General features: G+C 75.2%; 9 protein-coding genes. 7 read left to right on the top strand and 2 right to left on the bottom strand.

Features of this window, described 5'->3' with window-relative positions; genetic code table 11:
- The first annotated feature begins 138 nt into the window (after positions 1-138).
- The 7 genes from IE313_RS14530 (at position 139) to IE313_RS14560 (ending at position 16,467) form a co-directional block, all read left to right on the top strand.
- On the top strand, positions 139-2,757 hold the full coding sequence (locus IE313_RS14530) for a serine/threonine-protein kinase (protein WP_189932035.1): 2,619 nt from the start codon (positions 139-141) through the stop codon (positions 2,755-2,757).
- A 422-nt stretch (positions 2,758-3,179) separates the two neighbouring features.
- A complete protein-coding gene (locus IE313_RS14535) occupies positions 3,180-5,660 on the top strand; it encodes a serine/threonine kinase C-terminal domain-containing protein (RefSeq protein ID WP_189932037.1) in 2,481 nt (826 codons plus the stop codon).
- A gap of 368 nt (positions 5,661-6,028) precedes the next feature.
- A complete protein-coding gene (locus IE313_RS14540; RefSeq protein ID WP_189932039.1) occupies positions 6,029-7,915 on the top strand; it encodes a serine/threonine-protein kinase in 1,887 nt (628 codons plus the stop codon).
- Between the two features lie 217 nt (positions 7,916-8,132).
- The gene (locus IE313_RS14545) at positions 8,133-10,310 is read left to right on the top strand and encodes a serine/threonine-protein kinase (RefSeq protein WP_229924630.1); all 2,178 of its coding nucleotides are present in this window, start codon (positions 8,133-8,135) and stop codon (positions 10,308-10,310) included.
- Positions 10,311-10,861: 551 nt separating this feature from the next.
- Positions 10,862-12,724 carry a serine/threonine-protein kinase gene (locus IE313_RS14550; RefSeq protein ID WP_189932041.1) on the top strand — a complete coding sequence of 621 codons (1,863 nt, stop codon included), beginning with the start codon at positions 10,862-10,864 and terminating at the stop codon, positions 12,722-12,724.
- A 131-nt stretch (positions 12,725-12,855) separates the two neighbouring features.
- Positions 12,856-14,523 carry a succinic semialdehyde dehydrogenase gene (locus IE313_RS14555; protein WP_189932043.1) on the top strand — a complete coding sequence of 556 codons (1,668 nt, stop codon included), beginning with the start codon at positions 12,856-12,858 and terminating at the stop codon, positions 14,521-14,523.
- A gap of 66 nt (positions 14,524-14,589) precedes the next feature.
- Entirely contained in the window at positions 14,590-16,467 is a 1,878-nt protein-coding gene (locus tag IE313_RS14560) for a GMC oxidoreductase (RefSeq protein ID WP_189932045.1), read from the top strand.
- A gap of 274 nt (positions 16,468-16,741) precedes the next feature.
- Here IE313_RS14560 and IE313_RS14565 read toward each other — a convergent pair whose 3' ends face one another.
- Together IE313_RS14565 and IE313_RS14570 are read right to left on the bottom strand one after the other, a co-directional pair.
- Positions 16,742-18,634 carry a collagen-like domain-containing protein gene (locus IE313_RS14565; RefSeq protein ID WP_189932047.1) on the bottom strand — a complete coding sequence of 631 codons (1,893 nt, stop codon included), beginning with the start codon at positions 18,632-18,634 and terminating at the stop codon, positions 16,742-16,744.
- A gap of 841 nt (positions 18,635-19,475) precedes the next feature.
- The gene (locus IE313_RS14570) at positions 19,476-19,769 is read right to left on the bottom strand and encodes a chorismate mutase (protein WP_189932049.1); all 294 of its coding nucleotides are present in this window, start codon (positions 19,767-19,769) and stop codon (positions 19,476-19,478) included.
- Positions 19,770-20,397 lie beyond the last annotated feature (628 nt).

The raw sequence follows: 20,397 nt of genomic DNA on the forward strand, positions 1-20,397 counted from the left end.
ATCGTCGTCCCACCGGGCCCGGCCCATCATGCGGGACCCGGGCCTTCCCCGCAGCCGGGGGTGGAGACCCTGCGAAGGGAGTGGTCACGGCGTGGGGGACAATGGAGGCTCTGTCAGGGCGGGTTGCAGAGGGGACACATGTCGGAGGCTGAGCAGGCGGGAGAGACGCGCAAGGCCACGGGGACACGTCTCCTCGCCGGACGGTACCGGCTGGGGAAGGTACTCGGCCGCGGTGGCATGGGCACGGTCTGGCGGGCGGAGGACGAGGTGCTGGGCCGCACGGTCGCGGTCAAGGAACTGCGCTTCCCCTCCAGCGACGAGGACGAGAACCGCCGCCTGATCACCCGCACGCTGCGCGAGGCCAAGGCCATCGCCCGGATCCGCAACAACAGCGCGGTGACCGTCTTCGACGTCGTCGACGAGGACGACCGGCCCTGGATCGTGATGGAGCTGGTCGAGGGCAAGTCCCTCGCCGAGGTCATCCGCGAGGACGGCGTCCTCACACCGAGGCGCGCCGCCGAGGTGGGCCTCGCCGTGCTCGACGTGCTGCGCGCCGCCCACCGCGAGGGCATCCTGCACCGCGACGTGAAGCCGTCCAACGTGCTCATCGCCGACGACGGCCGCGTCGTGCTGACCGACTTCGGCATCGCCCAGGTCGAGGGCGACCCGTCCATCACCTCCACCGGCATGCTCGTCGGAGCGCCCTCCTACATCTCCCCGGAGCGCGCCCGCGGCTACCGCCCCGGCCCCGCCGCCGACATGTGGTCCCTCGGCGGGCTGCTCTACGCGTGCGTGGAGGGCACCCCGCCGTACGACAAGGGCTCCGCCATCGCGACCCTGACCGCGGTGATGACCGAGCCCCTGGAGCGTCCGAAGAACGCCGGCCCGCTGGAGCCGGTCATCTACGGCCTGCTGGCCAAGGACGTCGAGCAGCGGCTGGACGACGCCGGTGCCCGGGCGATGCTCATGGACGTCGTCCACGCTCCCGAGCCGAAGGCACCCGCCTCCGACAGGACGACCACCTTGGTGCTGCCCGGCGAGGAGCGGCGGCCGGCGGCCGGGGAGCGCCCCGACGCCCCGACCGTGCAGGAGCCGGACGCCGCCGGGCCGTCCTCGGGCGCGGCGGACAGCGGAGCCCGGAGCGCGCCGGCGGGAGAGTCGGGCAAGGCGACTGGAGACGCGCCGGAGCGCGGTCTGCGCGGTGCACTGCGGTCCGTGCGCAAAGCGGCCGCGGCGGCGACCGGGGCGGCCGCGACCGCCGTCCAGGGGAAGTCGGCGGCGGCCTCGCCGGGATCGGGCGCGGCGGCAGGACCTGCCTCGGGTGGGCCCGCTTCCCACGGGTCCGGCGCGGGTGCGCCAGGTGCGGGCGGGGCGTCCGCCGAGCGGGCCGCGACGGGGGCAGCCGCGGCGGCGCCCGGCACCGGCCCGGCGAAGGGCGCGGACCGCCGGGCGGCCCCCGGATCCACCGGCGCGCAGGGCACCGCGGCCGAGGCGGCGCGTGCGCGGCCGGGCAAGGCGGCTGCCGAGCCCTCCGGTTCCGAAGCCGCCGGGCGCTCCGGTGCCGCCCCGGCGGCACCGTCCTCCGCTTCCTCCGCGCCCCCCAGGCCCTCCTCCGGCCGCGGGCCGGACGCCCCGTCGGCTGCCGGCTCCACGGCAGCCGACGCCCTGCCCCCCGACGCCGCGCCTCCGGCCGACCGGTCCGCCCCCGGGGCGGCTCTTGCCGGTTGGCGCAAGCGCTCCTCGACGGGCGGCGCCGGGAGCGGCGGTGCCGGGACGCCCGGCGAGCAGAAGGCCACCGCGCCCGGCTCCGACGGCCGGGCGGCGCCTTCCGGGACACCGGCCGGAACCGGGGCCTCCGGTCCCGGCGCCCGCGACACGGCGTCCGCGGGCCTCGGGTCGGCGGCCCACGGCCCCGCCGCCACGGCACCGCCCGGAACGTTCGGCCCCGCCGGGCCACCCCCGTCCGGCACGGCGCAGCGCAGACGGTTCGGGCCGGTGAGGAATCCCCGCCGCGCCCTGCTGATCGCCGCGATCGTCATCGCGCTGGTCGTGCTCGGCACCGTCCTGGCCCTGACCCTGCCCGGCGACGACGGCACCCCGCGCGGCGGCAGGGACACCGGTGGCGGCACCGCGGCATCCGGCGGCGGCACGTCCGGTGGCAAGGGCGACCGGGACGGCAGCGGTGGCGGCGGCCGGAGCGACGACGGCAAGCCGGACGAGGGCCGGGGGGCGGCCAAGGGCTCGGGAGGTGGCGCGGGCGACGACGGCAAGCAGAGCGGCGGCTCCTCCGGCGGTACCGGAACCGGCACCGGCACCGGCCAGGATGCGCCCGCCACCACGTACACGGACCCGCAGGGCTTCTCGATCGGCCTGCCCAAGGGCTGGCAGCGCACCACCACGGACCGCACCGGCGTCCATTTCACCGGCCCCGACGGACAGGCGCTGCTGCTCGCGTGGACGACCTCGCCCAAGCCCAGCCCGGTGCTCGACTGGCACGAGCAGGAGCACTACATGGTCCTCTCCCAGTACAAGCGCATCCGCATCGACGGTCTGGAGTACCGCGGCTGGCCCGCGGCCGACTGGGAGTTCACCTTCGTCTCGCACGGCACGCAGCGGCGCAGGATCGACCGCGGGTTCGTCGTCGGCCCCAAGCTGGGCTACGGGATGATGTACACGGCCAAGGCCGGCACGTGGGACAGCGACCTGCGCCGCAGCACATGGGACACCTTCACCCGCACCTTCCAGCCCAAGAAGTGACCCGTCGCAGAGCCCGGAAGGCGTGTGCCGCGGTCCGCGGGCCCGTGCCGTCCGCGGCCCTGCGCCCGGTGCCCCCCGTCCCGGCGCCGCCCCGGCGCCGGGACGGGGACCGCGGGCCTGTGAACGCCGGCCGCTGCGGTACCCGGGGCGGGGGCGGCGCGGGGCCCGTGGAGCCGTGTGGGCCTGCACAACCCGTGGTGCATATGGGGCGAACGGGGCGCAAGAGGTCAAGAGGTCAAGAGCTGCAAGGAGTTGCGGGGGCCGGTCGGCCGACTGGTTCGAGGAGTTATCCACATCCCCTCGATACGGCTGGACTCCGGCACGTATCGTGAGTGCGTGCGGACCGTACGCAGTCGCATCAACACTGCGCTCGGACCACACGGCGAGCGGATGTGACCACCGATCGGAAGGGGGCGGCGCCAGTGGACGACTACGCGGGTCGGGTACTCGCCGACCGCTACCGCCTGCCCCTCCCCCCGTCCGACGAGTACGAGCTCGCCCAGACGCGCGCCTTCGACACCTACAGCGGCCAGGAAGTCCTCGTACGGCAGGTGCCGTTGCCGGAGGTGGTCGAGGCGGAGGTGCTGGACGCGGAGGGCCTGCCCGAGGGCTTCACCGGCCGCGGGCCCGCGGGCGCGCGGCGGATCGGCGGCCGGGGCGTCACCGGCGGCGCCACCCGCACCCCGTCGGACCCCGCGGTGCGCAGGGCCATCGAGGCCGCCCAGGCCGCCGCCCAGATCCCCGACCACCCGCGGCTCGACCAGGTCTTCGACGTGTTCGCGGAGGGCGGCTCGCTGTGGATAGTCAGCGAGGTGGTCGCCGCCAGCCCGCTCGCGGCACTGCTGGCCGAGGCACCCCTGTCCCCGTACCGCGCGGCCGAGGTCGCCGCCGACGTGCTCACCGCCCTGCGCGCCCTGCATGCGCACGGCTGGGTCCACCGCAACATCACCACCCGTACGGTCCTGGTCTGCGAGGACGGCCGCGTACTGCTCACCGGTCTGGCCGCCGGTGCCGCCGAGGAGGCGCTGTGCGGCTACGACCCCCGGCCCGACCCCGCCGCGGCCCTCCAGCCCACCGGCGACCTGCCTGACCCCCAGCAGGGGGCGGCCACCGGTGCCTCGGCCGAGGCGCTCTCCGGCCCCGGCGACCGCCCGGCCCTCGGCGCCCCGCCCGGCCACCCGGAGGGCCGCTTCGGCTCTCCCCCCGCCGTGGGCCCCGCCCGCCCCGCGGGCGAGCTGGGCCCCGGGCAGGGCCTGTCCGATGCCGCACCCGGCGCCCCCGCCCCCCACCCGGGGTCGAACGGCACCGATGCCAGAGCCGCCCGCGCCGGAGCCATCGCGGCCTACCGGGCGGGCGCCAGGGCCGCCGCACGGATCGGCGAGGACCAGCACTCCGACCCGCGCGGCCTGCCCGCCGCCCGCCCGGGCGACGGTGCCCAACCCCAGGACGCCGGCTCCCATCCGCCCGGTCGGATCGTCGACCCGTACGGGGTGCGCCGCCCGGGGCCCCCCGCGCCCCGCCCCGCCCAGGACAACCACCCCGATGCCTACGCCCACCGGGAGCCCGCCACCGCACGGCCCCCGGCGGACGACGAGGCGACCGGTACCACCGTCAGTTGGGGCGAGGTCGTCGGCTGGGGCGCTGCGGGCGGTGCGCGGCGCGGACCGGCCACGCCGCTGGCCGCCGAGCGCGCCCGCCAGGCCAGGATGGCCGTGGTCGGCCCGGTCACCGAGCGCTGGGCCCCGGAGCAGGCCGGCCCCGTGCACGAGAACTGGCAGCTCGCCCCGCCCATCGGCCCCGCCACCGATCTGTGGGCGCTGGGCGCGCTGCTGTACCGGGCGGTGCAGGGCCATGCCCCGTACCCGGAGGACAGCACCCCCGAGCTGGTCGACATGGTGTGCTCGGAGCCGCCCGCGTTCGCCGAGGAGTGCGGTCCGCTGCGTCCCGTCGTCGAGTCGCTGCTGCGCCAGGACCCGTCCGAGCGGCCCGACTTCGAGGAGCTGCGGGGCTGGCTGCGCTCACTCATCAGATCGGCCCCCGAGCCCGACGCGGGCGCCCACGTCGTCGCCGTCCCGCCGGCCGACGCGGAGCGGCTGCCCATCGTGCGGCGCCGCGGGGAGCTGGTCCGCCGCCGCAGGGGCGCCCTCGCGACCACCGGGAGAGGGCGGCACAAGGCCGGCCGTGAAGGGGCACCGAGACGGCTCGGCAGAACACTCCTCGTGGTGATCATGCTGGGTCTCGCGGCGGCCGTGGCGTACGCGATGCTCTTCATGCCCAAGGTGGGTACAGGGGGCAGGGAGGCGGGCGCCGGAGCGACCAGCGGCCCGGCTCCGGGCCGGTCCTCGGACCCGGGCGCGCCGGAGGGCACCACCACCGGTCAGGACGGCCGGGGCGGCAGCTCGCCGGACCAGAACTCCGGCTCCCACCAGCCGCAGACCAGCCCGCTCGACCTGCCTCCGGGCTTCACCCTGAAGAAGGACGCCGCCGGTTTCCGGATAGCCGTGGCCGACGGCTGGCACCGGCAGGGCAGGAACAGCCTCGGCCAGGTCGTCTACAGCAAGGACGGCTTCCAGCTCATAGTCGTGCCCGGCCGGGACACCGCCAAGAAGTTCGGCACCGACCCGATGGTGTACGAGCGCGAGAAGGAGCACGAGCTCCAGCCCTTCCGCGACTCGAGCTGGGCGACCAGCAGCGGGATGCGCACCACCGAGGTAGGCGACCGGGTCATGGCGGAGGGCCAGTTCACCTGGCAGGGCAACGGGGGCGAGCTGTACGTGCGCAACCTCGCGCTCCTGCTCGACGGCCGCTACCACATCGTCCAGGTCCGGGGCCCCGAGTCGCAGCGCGACAAGGTGGACGGCTACTACACGCAGGCGTCGGCCACCTACCAGTACACGGGCTGACGGCCTGTACAGCGGCTGACGCCCCGTGCCGAGGCCGACGACCGGCGTACGGGCCGGCGGCCCGTACGGGGGCCGGCGACCCGGCACGGGGTGCCCGGGGCCAGGCTCAAGGCGTGTGCGGAGGGCTCGTCACGGGCCGGGGGAGCCCGTGAGGAAGCCGTGGGGCGGGGCTTCGGGCGCGGGTGGGGAGGCCGAGGGGGCAGGGCTGCAGGGGCCGGTGGGGCCCGCCGTGGCAGCGGTACCGTGCGGGCGCCGCGGGCACGTCCCACGCGTCACAGTGCGGTCTTCTTGCCACCCGCGTGTTCCCTGTGCGCTACGGCGTCCTTAACCTGGTTCTGTCAAGACCACTGCGGGGGAACGTGAATCAGATGCAAGGGCTGCTCCTCGCGGGCCGCTACCGGCTCGGTGAGACCATCGGCCGGGGCGGCATGGGACGTGTATGGCGCGCTCACGACGAGCTGCTGCACCGTGCCGTCGCGGTCAAGGAACTGACCGCCGCGCAGTACGTGTCCGAGGCCGACCGCACGGTGATGCTCGCGCGCACCCAGACGGAGGCGCGGGCCGCCGCCCGGATCAACCACCCCGCCGTCGTCACCATCCACGACGTACTGGAGCACGACGACCGGCCGTGGATCGTGATGGAGCTGGTCGAGGGCGGTTCCCTCGCCGATGCCGTCAAGGAGTCAGGGGGGCTCGAACCCCGGTATGCGGCCCGGGTCGGCCTCTGGGTGCTCCGTGCGCTGCGCGCCGCGCACGCCGCCGGTGTGCTGCACCGGGACGTCAAGCCCGGCAACGTCCTGCTCGCCACCGACGGCCGGGTGCTGCTCACCGACTTCGGCATCGCCCAGATGGAGGGCGACACCACCCTCACCAAGACCGGCGAGGTCGTCGGCTCCGTGGACTACCTGGCACCGGAGCGGGTGCGCGGCGCCGATCCGGGGCACGCCTCCGACCTGTGGGCGCTCGGAGCGACGCTCTACACGGCGGTGGACGGCCGGTCGCCGTTCCGGCGCACCACACCGCTGGCCACCATGCAGGCCGTGGTCGAGGAGGAGATGCCCCCGCCGGCCGGCGGCGGGCCGCTCGGGCCCGTCATAGCGGCACTGCTGCGCAAGGACCCGGACGCCCGGCCCGGCGCGGAGGACGCCGAGGCGATGCTCCTCGAAGCCTCCGAAGGGCGCAGCCCCGCCGCCGCGCAGGAGTACCTGGCCACCACCGCACACCCTTACGGGCCCCCCGAACCCCACGGGACCCCCCAGCCCCAGGGGGCCGTTCAGCCTCCCGGGGCACCGCACCCCCAGGAGGACCCGACGCGGGACTACCGGTCCGTGCGGGAGGGCCACCCCCACGACGCGTCCGGCGGACAGCGGTACGGGCCGTACCCGTCGTACGGGGCTCACGGGCCCTCCGGCGCCGGGACGGGCGGCCAGGGGCGGTACGGCCCCGGCCCGCAGCCGGAGCTGATGACGTCCACGCAGCCGCCGGCGGCCCACTCCGCCCCGCCCCTCACGCCCACCCCGTCCGCTGCGCGCGGAAGGCGCGGATGGAACGTCGTGGCGATCGTCGTCGCCGCCGCCGCGCTGGTCGGCGGCGGTACCGCCCTCGGGCTGCACTACGCCGAGGGCCACGGCCAGGCGGCGTCGCTGCCCAGTCACACGGCCCCGGCCCCGGCCCCGTCCGTCTCGCCCCCGCACTCCGCAGGACCCACGCACCGGGCGGGTGAGATACCGGCGGACTGGAAGCGGGTGGACGACGTCGAGGGCTTCAGTCTGATGCTGCCGCAGGGCTGGCAGCGGGAGGCGAACGGCACGCAGGTCGACTACACCCCGGACCACGGCAACCACTTCGTACGGATCAGCGTCGACCACGCGCCCGACTGGGACAACCCGTACATGCACCAGCTTGATCTGGAGAAGCAGCTCAGGGACCTGCCGGACTACCGCAGGGGCGAGCTGACGCAGAACAGCTTCCGCGACCAGCCCGGATCGCTCTGGGAGTTCCGCTGGACCGCCGTCCCCGACGACTCCTTCCCCGGCCCGCGGCACGCCATAGAGCAGACGTACGTCGACGGGGCCGGCACCGAGTACGCCATCTACATGTCCTCGCCGGCGGACGACTGGGCGACCACTCGCGAGCAGTTCGACATCGTGCTGCGGGGCTGGCGCCCCGGCGACAGCGGGTCCATGGCCGGATCCAATGGGTCGGACGACTCGGAGGACGACGGCGGCAACGGGGACGGCGGCGGCGACGAGTGAGGCACGATCCGGCGGGCCGACCGCACGCGGGGGAGCCAAGGGCGGTACGGGGCGGGCGTGGGGGAACAGTGACGTTGCGGTGACGGGGTGGTGCGCAAGGCGTTGACGGCGCAGTCCCGGCGCACGCCCGGTGGCCGAGAGGCGATCTTCGGACAACCCGTGTCACCTGGCCGGACGCACCACCTCCGGGTCGGTGACCCTGGGGCATCATGGCCGTATGGTGACCGACGGAGCCGCGGGGGGCGGGGGGCGCCCGGGCGGCGGCAACACCCGTGTCCTGGCGGACCGGTACCGCCTGGAGGCACAACTCGGCCGGGGCGGCATGGGCGTGGTGTGGCGCGCCACCGACCAACTGCTGGGGCGTCAGGTCGCCGTCAAGGAGGTCGCACTCGACCTCGGTGACGCCCTGTCCGCCGACGATGCGCGGGTGCAGCGGGAACGCGCCCTGCGTGAGGCGCGTGCGCTGGCCCAGCTCGGCCATCCGCACATCATCAGCGTGCACGACGTGGTGGAGGCCGACGACCGGCCGTACATCGTCATGGAGTTGGTCGACGGCCCTTCGCTCGCCGAGCGGATCGCCCGGACGGGCCCCGTCGACACCCGCGAGGCCGCGCGGATCGGTATCGCGCTGCTGGGCGCGCTGCGCAAGGCCCATGAGTCCGGAGTGCTGCACCGGGATCTGAAACCGGCCAATGTCCTGCTGGAGTCCGGCACCGGCCGCGTGGTGCTCACCGACTTCGGCACGGCACACCTCACCGGGGCCACCACGTTGACCGAGGCCGGGTCGTTCATGGGCTCGCCGGAGTACACGGCGCCGGAGCGGATGTCCGGGGTGCGTACGGGCCCGGAGTCGGACCTGTGGTCGCTGGGCGCGCTGTTGTGCGCGGCGGTCAGCGGGATCTCGCCGTTCCACCGCGACTCACTGGGCGGCGTGCTGCACGCGGTGGTCTCCGACGAGATCAGGACACCGGCGCAGGCCGGCCCGCTGCTGCCGGTGATCTGGGGGCTGCTGGAGCGCGACCCGGACCGGCGGCTCGACGCGGCCGAGGCCGAGCGGATGCTGCGCGGGTACGCCGACACGGGCCGTGTTCCGGCGCCGCGCGGTGCCTCGGTGCCGGGTGGCACCGGTGCGGCGCGGACGCGCTGGGCGCCGCGGGTCGCCCGGCTTCCGCACCTGCCGAGCCGAGGGGCGGCGCGACTGCCGCGCGTACCACGGCTGCCGCACCGGGCCTCCCGCCGCGGTACGCCGCGGTCCCCCGCGCCCGCGCCTCCGGACCGGCCGTCCCCCGGCCGGCCGCCCTCGGAGCAGCCGCCCTCGGAGCAGCCGCCCCTGAGCCCCCCGCCTGCCGACCAGGTCCCCCCGGCCCAGGACCGGCGGACCGGGGCCCCCGATCCGGCGCCGTCCCCCCGGGGCCCGGCGGCGCCGGGCGCGGAGCAGCCGCCCGAGGCGGCAGGCCGTGACGGCGGGTCCGTGGGCGGCGGGGGCGGAGCCGCCGGTCCGGGGGCCGTCCGCCCGGCGGGCGGAGGCGCCGGCCAGGGCCCTGGTGCGGGGAGCGCGGGCCGGACGGGCGGCGAGCGGCCCGACCACACCTTCGCGCCGCACGACCGGCCCCCCGCCCCTGCCGATCACCCCGTACCGCTTCCCGACCGCACCTCCGCGCCGGCCGACCACACCTCCGCGCCGGCCGGCCGCGGCCCCGCCCCGGCGGGCGGCACGCCGTCCGCCGACGGAGGGACGTCCGGGCCCACGGAGCACCCCTCCGGTGAGCACTGGCCCTCCGCCGAGACGGGTCCCTGGCCACCGGCCGAGGCGGAACCCTGGTCGGCGCCGGCGGCCGACACCGGCTCCGGGCGCCCCGGGGGCGGGAGGACCGGCCGCCGTGCCGGGCCCTTCGAACCGCGACCGCCGGCCGTGCCGTGGACGCGGTCGCGCACGTCCGCCGACACCGGCCCGAGGACCTCTCCCGGCGCCGTGCCCGGGTCGGGTCCGGTTGCCCGAGCGTGGTCAGGACGGCCCTACGCGCCGGGGTCCGGAGCGTCCGCCGGAGCCGACGGGGGCACGTCGGCGACCGGGGCGCCGCCGTGGCCGGCGGGCTCGAAGCGGCGCCTGCGCACCCTGCTGATCGTCATCGCCCTGGTCGCGGGTGTGGCGGGTGCCGGGATGTCCGCGGTCGCCCTGCTGGCGAAGGGAAGCGGCACCGGGCAGCACGGGCCGGTGAGTCCGGCACCGGCGACCCCCGTGCCCGGCCCGACCTCGCCCGGGCCCGCCCCGAGCGGATCCGCACCGGCCCCGAGCAGGTCCACCCCGCCGCCGCCCCCCTCGTCCCGGCCCGGCGCGACGACCGGGTCCAGGCCCGCGTCCCCGCCGTTCCACCCGCCCGGCACGGCGTCCTAAGGCACCGCGTCCCGCCCGGCCGCCGTTCCCGGCCCGCGGTGTCCACGCGACGGCCCCGATGGCCGTTCCCCGCCCGTGTCCGATCCGGCCCGTGTCGATCCGGCCCGTGTCCGATCCGGTGTGTCCGGTCCGGCCCGTGTGCGGTTCCGGCCCGTGTCTGTTCCCGGCCTGTTCCCGGCCGTGTCCGTTCCCGGCCGTGTCCGTTCCCGATGGGTGCTCGCCCCGGCGGTCCGCCGCGCCGCTTCCCACGCCGACCGTCGCCGTGTGCCCGTCGTACCCCTCGCGCACCATCGGCTGCCTCGTTCCGGACGAGCGCCGTCCCGCCGCCACGAGCCGCGGTTCCGTGCACGCCGTGGCACTTCGCTGCCTCCGTTGGTCGGTCCCGCGCCGTCGTGGCTTGCCGCCGTTCGTGGCTTCGTCCGCGTGGTGGTGTCCCGCCCCGTTCGCCGCTCCGGCCGCGCCGTTGGGCCCCGGCCCGTTCTTTGTCACGGTGTTGCATCTGCTCAGGGGCCGGGTGGAAATCCGCAGGTGCCGATCGCCAGGATGTGACCATGACGAACGATGGGGGACAGCCGAACGAGCCCACCAGCTACGGGCTCAGGCCGCCGCAGACCCCGCCTGGACCGTCGGTGCCGGGCCAGGGCGCGTACGAGCCCACGCAGGCTGTGACCGGCAGGGCCGACGGGGTCGGCGACGACCAGGGCGCCCCCGCACAAGATCCCTCACAACGTCCCGCACGAGGCCCCGTGCAAATTCCCGCACAAGGCCCCGTGCAAATTCCCGCGCGGGACCACGCCGGTCACCCGGGCACCCACGGCCAGGGGGCGGCCAACCGCGGCGCAGTCCCGCCGGCCCCGGGCGCGCGGCCCGGGAATCCCGCGCCCTTCGCCCCGTTCGCGCCGGACAGCCCGTCCCCCTCCGCCCCGGCGCCCGCCGGCGGCCCTCTCATCGGCGGCCGCTACCAACTGCTGTCCCGCCTCGGCCACGGCGGCATGGGCACCGTCTGGCACGCCCGTGACGTCGTCGTGGACCGCGAGGTGGCGATCAAGGAGCCGCGGTTGCCCGCCGAGCTGCACGAGGCCGAGCGGCGGACCGCGTACGAGCGTATGCAGCGCGAGGCGCGCGCGGCGGCGAGGATCGACCACCCGTCCGTGGTCACCGTGCACGACGTGGTGGTCGAGGACGGCAGGCCGTGGGTGGTCATGGAGCTGGTGCGGGGGCAGTCGCTCGGTGCCCGGTTGCAGGAGGGCACCCTTGACCCGCGCGAGGCCGCCCGGATCGGCCTCGCGGTGGTCGGCGCGCTCCGGGCCGCCCACGACGCGGGTGTCCTGCACCGCGACGTCAAGCCCGAGAACATCCTCCTCGGCCGCGGCGACCGGGTCGTGCTGACCGACTTCGGCATCGCGCAGGTGGAGGGGGAGCAGCGGCTCACCGAGACGGGCGCCTTCGTCGGCTCGCCGGAGTTCATCTCGCCGGAGCGGGTGCTCGGCCAGCGACCCGGTCCCGCCGCCGACCTGTGGTCCCTGGGCGTCGTGCTGTACGCGGCCGTGGAGGGGATGTCGCCGTTCCGCCGCTCGCACACCCCGGCCACGCTCCAGGCGGTGCTCTCCGCCGAGCCGCAGGCGCCCGCGCGGGCGGCCGGACCGCTGGCCATGGTGATCATGCAACTGCTCCGCAAGGACCCGATGGCCCGCCCGCCGGCCGCCGAGGTCCGCCAGGCCCTCGATGCCGTGGCGCACCCGGCGCAGGCGCCGACCCGCCCGCTCCTCCCGGACGGCGGGGCCGGAAACCGCTGGGTGCCGCCGGTGCTCCAGGGCAGCCGCAGGGCCCGGTACGGCCTGGGCGCGGGCGTCCTCGTCGTGGCGCTCGCGCTCGTCCTGCTGCTGGTGGACCCGTTCCGGGGCAACGAGTTGCCCAAGGGGTGGGAGGTGCGGCCGGAGCGGGAGGTCGTGGGGGCGTCGCTCGCGGTGCCCTCGGACTACCGGCGCGTCGAGAACGACGACGGCGACGGCGTCTCGTTCCACGACCCCAGCGCCGTCTTCGACGTCTCCCTCACGCGGACCGACAACGCGGAGTCCGACGACCCCGTCGCGCCCACGGGCGACGCCTGGACGAAGTACTACGAGGCCGGCGGCAAGGACGGCACGGAGTTCAAGCCCGTGCGGGTGTCGAGCTCGAAGACCGCCTACCGCGGGCAGAAGGCGTACGAGACGACGCTGACCTACACGGACTACGTGGCCACCGGCGACGACCCCGTGCGGCACTACCGCCACCAGCTCGTCGTGCCGCGGGGCGGGAACAGCCGGGAGTACTGGCGGCTCGAGGTCGACATGCCCGCGGACGGCTGGGCGCACCCGATCGGCGAGCAGTTGTACCGGGACGTCGTCGCGCACCTGGACCTCGACGGGCTCTAGACGGCACACGGTCGCGATCCCCCAGATCAGGCCCTTTGCTGCCAGTGATCACTGGCGGAGTGTGGGTGGATGGTGAAACGTCGTTACCGACGGGTACCCAAACACATGTCCCAGGACCTACCCTCACGCCCATGACGGACTCGAAGGCCCCTGCCGCCACCCCGGATGACAAGGGCGCCCGGGGGGTCCCCGGCGCGCCGTCGCCGTCCGGGTCCGGCACCAACCCGCTCGCACCGGTGCCCGCGGGCACCAGGACGCCCGCCGACGTGGTCACGCCCGATCTCGTCGCCCGGCTCACGCGGGGCGTCGTCGGGTCGGGCAGGACGGCCTGCCACGCGCCGTTCACCGGTGAGAAGCTGGCCGATCTGCCCGAGTCCACGCCCGAGGACGTCGCGGAGGCGTTCGAGCGGGCCCGCGCCGCCCAGGCGGCCTGGGCCGCCACGCCGGTCCGCCGCCGTGCCGCCGTCCTGCTGCGCTTCCACGACCTGGTGCTGGAGCGTCAGGCCGAGGTGCTCGACCTGATCCAACTGGAGACCGGCAAGGCCAGGCTGCACGCCCACGAGGAGGTGCAGGGCGTGCTCGTCACCGCCCGGCACTACGGCCGCAAGGCCGCCTCCTACCTGCGTCCGAAGCGGCACACGGGCGCCGTGCCGACCCTGACCCGGGTCACGGAGCTGCGCCATCCACGCGGTGTGGTCGGTCAGATCGTGCCCTGGAACTATCCGTTGGAGCTCGCCGTCGACGATGCCCTGCCCGCCTTCGTCGCGGGCAACGCCGTCGTGATGAAGCCCGACACGGAGACCGCCCTGACCGTGCTGTGGGCCCGCGAACTGCTCGTCGAGGCCGGACTGCCCGCAGAGGTGTGCCAGGTCGTGGTCGGCGAAGGGCCCGTGGTCGGGCCCGCGGTGGTGGAGCACGCGGACTACGTGTCGTTCACCGGCTCCACCCGCACCGGACGCGACGTCGCACGGCAGGCCGCGGGCCGGCTGGTCGGCGCCTCGCTCGAACTGGGCGGCAAGAACCCGATGCTGGTCCTGCACGACGCGGACGTGGAGAAGGCCGCCGCGGGCGCCGTGCGCGCCTGCTTCTCCTCGGCCGGGCAGCTCTGCATCTCCGTCGAGCGGCTCTATGTGCACGAGGCCGTCGCGGACGCCTTCCTGGAGCGCTTCGCGGCCCGTACGAGGGCGCTGCGGCTCGGAGCCGCCCTCGCCTACGGCGCCGACATGGGATCGCTGGTGGGCGAGCGCCAGTTGGAGACGGTGACGCGGCACGTCGAGGAGGCGGTCGCCAAGGGCGCGAAGGTCGTCGCCGGGGGCGTGGCCAGGCCGGACATCGGGCCCTACTTCTACGAGCCGACCATACTCGACGGGGTCGAGGCCCCGATGGAGGTGTGCGGCGAGGAGACCTTCGGCCCGGTCGTCTCCGTCTACCGCTTCGGCGACGAGGACCAGGCTGTCGCCCTCGCCAACGCCACACCGTACGGGCTCAACGCCTCGGTGTGGACCAGGGACGGCGCCCGCGCCCGCCGGATCGCCGCCCGGCTGCGGTGCGGCAGCGTCAACATCAACGAGGGCTACGCCGCCGCGTACGGCAGCGTCCAGTCGCCGATGGGCGGGATGAAGGACTCCGGCCTCGGCCGCCGGCACGGCGCGGAGGGCATCCACAAGTACACGGAGGCCCAGACCGTGGCCCACCAGCGCATCCTGCCCATGGCACCGTCCTTCGGCATGGACGACGCCGGCTACGCGGCCTTCATGAACCGGAGCCTGCGCGTCATGAAGGCGCTCCGCCTGCGGTGAGCCGTTCCGCCTGGGGTGAGCCCTTCCGTGCGACCAGGCCCGCCCCCCGACCCACGGAGGTGCCCGATGCCCCCGGTGCCAGCCGAAGGCGCGCCCACGGGCGTTGACGCCGATGCCGATGCCGATGCCGATGCCGATGCCGACGCCGACGCACGAGCCGCGGACGCCGGAGAACCGGTCCCGGACTATGACGTCATCGTCATAGGCTCCGGCTTCGGCGGCTCGGTCAGCGCGCTCCGCCTGACCGAGAAGGGCTACCGGGTCGGCGTCCTCGAAGCCGGCCGCCGCTTCACCCCGAGCACCCTGCCCCGCAGCTCATGGGACCTCAGGAACTACCTCTGGGCGCCGTCCCTCGGCCTGTACGGCATCCAGCGCATCCACCTGCTGGGCAAGGTGATGGTGCTGGCCGGCGCGGGCGTCGGCGGCGGCTCGCTGAACTACGCCAACACCCTCTACGTGCCCCCCAGGGCGTTCTTCGACGACCCGCAGTGGAAGGACATCACGGACTGGCAGGACGAGCTACGGCCGTACTACGACCAGGCGCAGCGGATGCTCGGCGCCCGCCTCAACCCGACGATGACGCCCTCGGACGTGCACCTGAAGGCGGTGGCCGAGGCGATGGGCGTCGGCGACTCGTTCCACATGGCCCCGGTCGGCGTGTTCTTCGGCGACGGCGACGACGCGGACGGCACGGTTGAGGCGGCGCCGGGCCGCGAGGTCCCCGACCCGTACTTCGGCGGCGCCGGCCCCGCCCGGCGGGCGTGCAGCGAGTGCGGCGAGTGCATGACGGGCTGCCGGCACGGCGCGAAGAACACCCTCACCGAGAACTACCTCTTCCTGGCGGAGCGGGCGGGCGCCGTCATCCACCCGATGACGTCGGTGGTCGCCGTCACCGAGGACACCCGCGGCGGGCTCGTCGTGCGGACCGTGCCGACGAACCGCCGCCGCAAGGGCGCGGTGCGCACCTTCCGCGCCCCGCGGGTGGTGGTCGCTGCGGGCACCTACGGCACGGGGACCCTGTTGCACCGCATGCGCGACGAGGGCCTGCTGCCAGGCGTCTCCGAGCGCCTCGGCACGCTCACCCGCACCAACTCCGAGGCCCTGGTGGGCGCGCAGACGGACGACCGCCGCTACCGCAGACGGCACCGCGGGGAGAGGGCCGACTTCACCAGGGGCGTGGCGATCACCTCGTCGATGCACCCGGACGAGCACACCCACATCGAGCCGGTCCGGTACGGCAGGGGATCGAACGCCATGGGCAGCCTGACGATCCTGCAGGTCCCGTACCGGCCCGGCGGGCGGGTGCGGGGCTGGCTGGGGAACCTGGCGCGGCACCCGTGGCTCGCGGTGCGCTCGCTGTCGAACCGGCGCTGGTCGGAGCGGACCATCATCGGACTGGTCATGCAGTCCCTCGACAACTCCCTGACCACCTACCGCAAGCCGAAGGGCCTCGGCAGAGGGCTGCTGACGGCACGCCAGGGCCATGGCGCGCCCAACCCCGGCCAGATCCCCGAGGCGACCCGTGCCGCCTCGCTGCTCGCGGAGGAGATCAACGGCTTCGCCGGCTCCAACATTGGCGAACTGATGGGCACTCCGCTCACCGCGCACTTCCTCGGCGGCTGCCCGATCGGCGACTCGGCGGAGACCGGCGTGATCGACCCGTACCACCGCCTCTGGGGGCATCCGGGCATCTCGGTCGTGGACGGTGCCGCCGTCTCGGCGAACCTGGGCGTCAACCCGTCGCTGACCATCACGGCCCAGGCCGAGCGCGCGATGGCGTACTGGCCGAACAAGGGCGAGGACGATCCGCGCCCCGTCCAGGGCGAGCCCTACCGGCGGCTCGCACCGGTCGCTCCCGGGTCCCCGGTCGTCCCGGCGGACGCGTTCGGCGCGCTGAAGCTGCCGTTTCTGGGGATGCCGAAGGTACCGCGCAAGGGGGAGTGAGGGAGTGGCCTCGGCCCTGGCTATGGCCGCGGCTATGGCTTCGGGCTGGCTATGGCTTCTACTCGGCTATGGCTATGGCTTCGGCCACCGGCCGAGGGGGCAGTCGGGGCCGTTCGGACCGTTCGGCGCCGTTCGGGATGTTCGGGCCGTTCGGGGCCCAAGGAACCGGGGGAGGCAAGGGGCGAGTGGGGGCACGGGCGGGGTGACATGGGAAGGACCTGCGCCCCCCTCCTGGCGCAGGTCCTTCCGTGTACCGCCGTGGGGCGGTGGTCTCTCAGCGGCGGTCCGGACGTCCGGCGGTACCTGGGTCGCCCGGATCGCCCGGCTCGTCCTGGCGGTTCGGCCTGTCCGAGTCGTCCGCGCCATCCGAGTCATCGGGGTTGTTCGTGCCGTTCGTGCCGCTCGGATTGTCCGGGCCGCTCGTGCCGCTCCTGCCGCTCGGGTTGTCCGGGCCGCTCGGGTCATCCGGGCGGGTTTCCGCGTCCGCGGCCTCCTCGGCGTCCCCGGTGCCCCCGGTGCCCCGGGCCTCCTCGGCGCCCCGGCCGTGCGGAGCCCCGGCTCCGTTCCCGGTTTGCCGGGTCTCGTCGGCCGCCGGGCCGGCTCCGGTGCTCCGGGCGTCCTCGGTGGTGTCGGGAGCCTCGGCGTGCGCGGTCTCCGGTGCCGCGGAGCCCTTCGAACCGGCGGTGCCCGTGACGCCGTCCGCGCCCTGCGCGCCCTGCGCGCCCTGCGCGCCCTGCGCGCCCTGCGCGCCCTTCACGCCCTGCACGCCCTTCGGGTCCTGTGGGCTCTGGCGCCCCGCGGGGCCGTTCGGGCCGTTCGGCCTGTTCGGATCGTTCGGATCGTCCGGGTTCTGCGGGTGGCCCATGGCGGTCGAGGGGGTGTCTGCGGCGTCCTCGATGCCGTCGTTCCCCCGGCCCTCCACCTGGCCCTCCCCCTCCGCGTCCGTCCCGTCCGCCCCCTTGCCGTGCGGCACGGCTGCGGTGCGGGCGGCTGCCTGCGCGGCGGCCTGGGCTACTGCCTGGCGGCGTGAGAAGAAGAGCGTGACCACACCGATGACGACGGCGAGGGCGCCGATGAGGCCGATGACGGGAACGGCCTCGGAGGTGCCGGTCGCGGCCAGGCTTCCGGTGACCGGGCGGGCGAAGACACCGCCTTGCGGGTGGCTGCCGTCGTCATGGCGGGGAACCGGCTTCTCGCCGGTGGGCTTGGCGTCGTCCACTCCGTGCGGGTGGCTGCCGGCCTTGAGCACGGTGAAGTCGTAGGTGTCGCCGTTGAGGTTGCAGGTGGTGCCGTGGCCCGCGTAGACGGCGGTGCTCAGGGCGAAGGCGGCACCGGGCGATGCTTTCGCGGCCACGTCGACACGGAGTTGGAGGTCGACACGGGCGTCCTCGCCGAGGCGGGGGACGAGGGCGACGAAGGTGCCCGAGTACGGGTGCCGGTCGCCGCCGTCCTGGTAGAAGTCCTGGTAGGCGTCGGACCACCGGCCCGTGGCGGGGTCCTTGAACTGGAGCCTGGCCAGGTCGAGTTGCAGCGAGTCGCCCTCGTTCACACCCGTCGCGTACTCGGTGAAGCTCTGGACGTAGATGTTCCGCAGCCGGGTGCCGGTGTGGTTGGTCACGGAGAAGACGAAGGGGTGCCAGCCGGAGCCGGCGACGATCTTGCCAGGGAGGCCGGTGACATCGACGGACAGGCCGTCGTCCGGGACGAAGTCCGTGCACTGGCCCGGTGACCAGCCGACGCCCGGTTTGGCCTCGGCGCCGTGCCCCCCGGGGTCGCCGCCGCCCGGGTCCTGGGTGCCTGGGTCCTGGGTCCCCGGCTCTCCCGGGGACCCCGTGGGGCTCCCGCCGGGGCTGCCGGTGCCGGTGCCGGTGCCCGCGTCGGGGGCTTCGGGGGTGGGGTCGGCGGACTCCGCGGGCGGGTCGGCGGGTGGGCTCGTGGTCGGGGTGGCGCCGGGGTCGGCGGGGTCGGGGGGACTGCCGCTCGGTTCGGCCGGGGGCGTGGTGCCGGGGGTGGCCGGGGGAGTGTCCGTGCTCGGGGCGGGGGCCGTGCCGTCCGCCGCGGTGCCGGCCGTTGCTGCCGGTGCGGCCACCGACAACCCCGCGAGCGGGCCCAACCCGGCCAGCGCGGCCACGGTGGCCGTGGCGGCGATGGCTCGGCGAAGCTTCATCAGGACCTCGGAAATGTCCGGCGCGCTGCGTTTGCTCAGCACGCGGGTGGGGGGTGCCTCCGCGGTGGGAGCGGGTGCGGCCGTCGATTATGCATTCATGACCTGCAGTTCCTGTGAATGGTTGCCCATGAACTCACGTATTTCTTATGTGACATACGTCACTTAGGACAGTCGACTCGCATCATCATGATGGCTGAAAATCGCCGCTCTCCCCGCGGTGGACGGGAAGGGGCCCGGGGGCGTGGCGCGGGGTTCTCGGGGACGGAGGAGCCGATGCGGGTGGCACGGGTGGGTGCGGGTGGCGCGGGTGGTGGAGTGGTGCCTGAACGGCGGTGCGCGGATGCGTCGTTGTGCGGCGGCCCAGCGGGCGCTTCGCGCCGCCGTCCTGGGAGGGCCGGGCGGGTGCGGCTCTCGGGCGCTGCGCTCCGGAGGGGGATCCGCGGCGCTGGGGGAGTGCGCGGCGCTCGGGGAGTCCACGGCCGCCCGGCCGGCTCCGGGCGTCCCCGGAGCCGGCCGTTCTCCAGGGTGACCGGGCTGCTGTCCCCTGCCGCCCGGTCACCTTCGTCCGGAACGAGGTCCCACGGTGCACGGCACGACCCGTGCCTCCCTCTCGTTCCGGAAGAGCCGAATGCCCCGCGCCGGAAGGGCCGTACGCGGTTCTCGCGGGTCGCCCGGCCGGCGCGGACACCACCACCAACGAGGCCCGGGCGCGGGGGGTCACGGGCCGTACGGGTGAGGGGCTCCCGTCCTTCCGGGATGTGTTCCCGGGTGCCTTACGAGCGGCCTCGGGGACATCGGGGAGCCCTCCTGGGGAGTGTGTCCCGCGAGGCCCGGGGCCGGTTCAGATGCGGCCGCGGCAGAGTTCGAGCAGGGTCATGGCGAGCGCGGTGCCGGGCTTGCCGAGCGCGTCCCTGTAGCGGCTGAGGACGGCCATCTCGCGGGACAGGTTCACCCTGCGACCGCCGGAGGCGATGCGGGACTCCTGGATGACGGTGGAGACGGCCATGCGTTCCTGGACCAGGCCCATGATCCGGTCGTCGAGCGTGTCGATCCTGTCGCGCGCGTCGTCGATCAGCTCGGCTGCCTCGGTGGTACGGGCTCCGGTGGGGTCGCCGGCCTCGGTGGTGCTGCTCATCTGCTGGGCTCCTCTGCGGACGGTCTGGGAAGGCTCCCCGGGCGGAGGGTCCCGGACCACGCACAGGCGCCCCGGACCTTTCGGCCCGGGGCGCCTGGGAAGTCGCTTGTCAGTGGATCAAGCAGCACGACCACGGCAGCCGGCGGGCCGGTTGCCATAGGTAAAGAGGAAGGTGCGCTGCTCGGTCACGGGCCCAGTATGCCCGTACGCTCCCGCTCCCGGTCAAGGCGGACCCTCCGGCCGGTCGGGGCGAGCGTTCCCCTCGGCCGGGGCGGGCTTCCGGTCGGCCGTGACGAGTGCTCCTGCCGGTCGTGACGGGTGTGGGTTCGGTCGTTCACGAGGACCCCTCCGGCCGTCGCCGTCGCCGTCGCCGTCGCCGTCGCCGCCGTCGCCGACACCGGCGGCCGGGCGGGTGTCCCCGGCGCCCCGCCGTGGGCCGAGCTGTCCGACGGCCCACCCGGCCTCCGCGAGGCGGCCCAACTCGCCGTACGTCTGGCTCTGGCCGGCCACACGTGGGCGAGCGAGGTGTCGAACGGTTTTCATCAGGTCGTACCCGCTGGCGGACCGGTCGGCGAGGAGGCCGAGCAGGGCGTGGCGAAGGCTCAGGGCGCCAGTCCGTCTCCACACT

The organism is Streptomyces sulfonofaciens (assembly GCF_014656295.1).
GTDB classification, from domain to species: Bacteria; Actinomycetota; Actinomycetes; order Streptomycetales; family Streptomycetaceae; genus Streptomyces; species Streptomyces sulfonofaciens.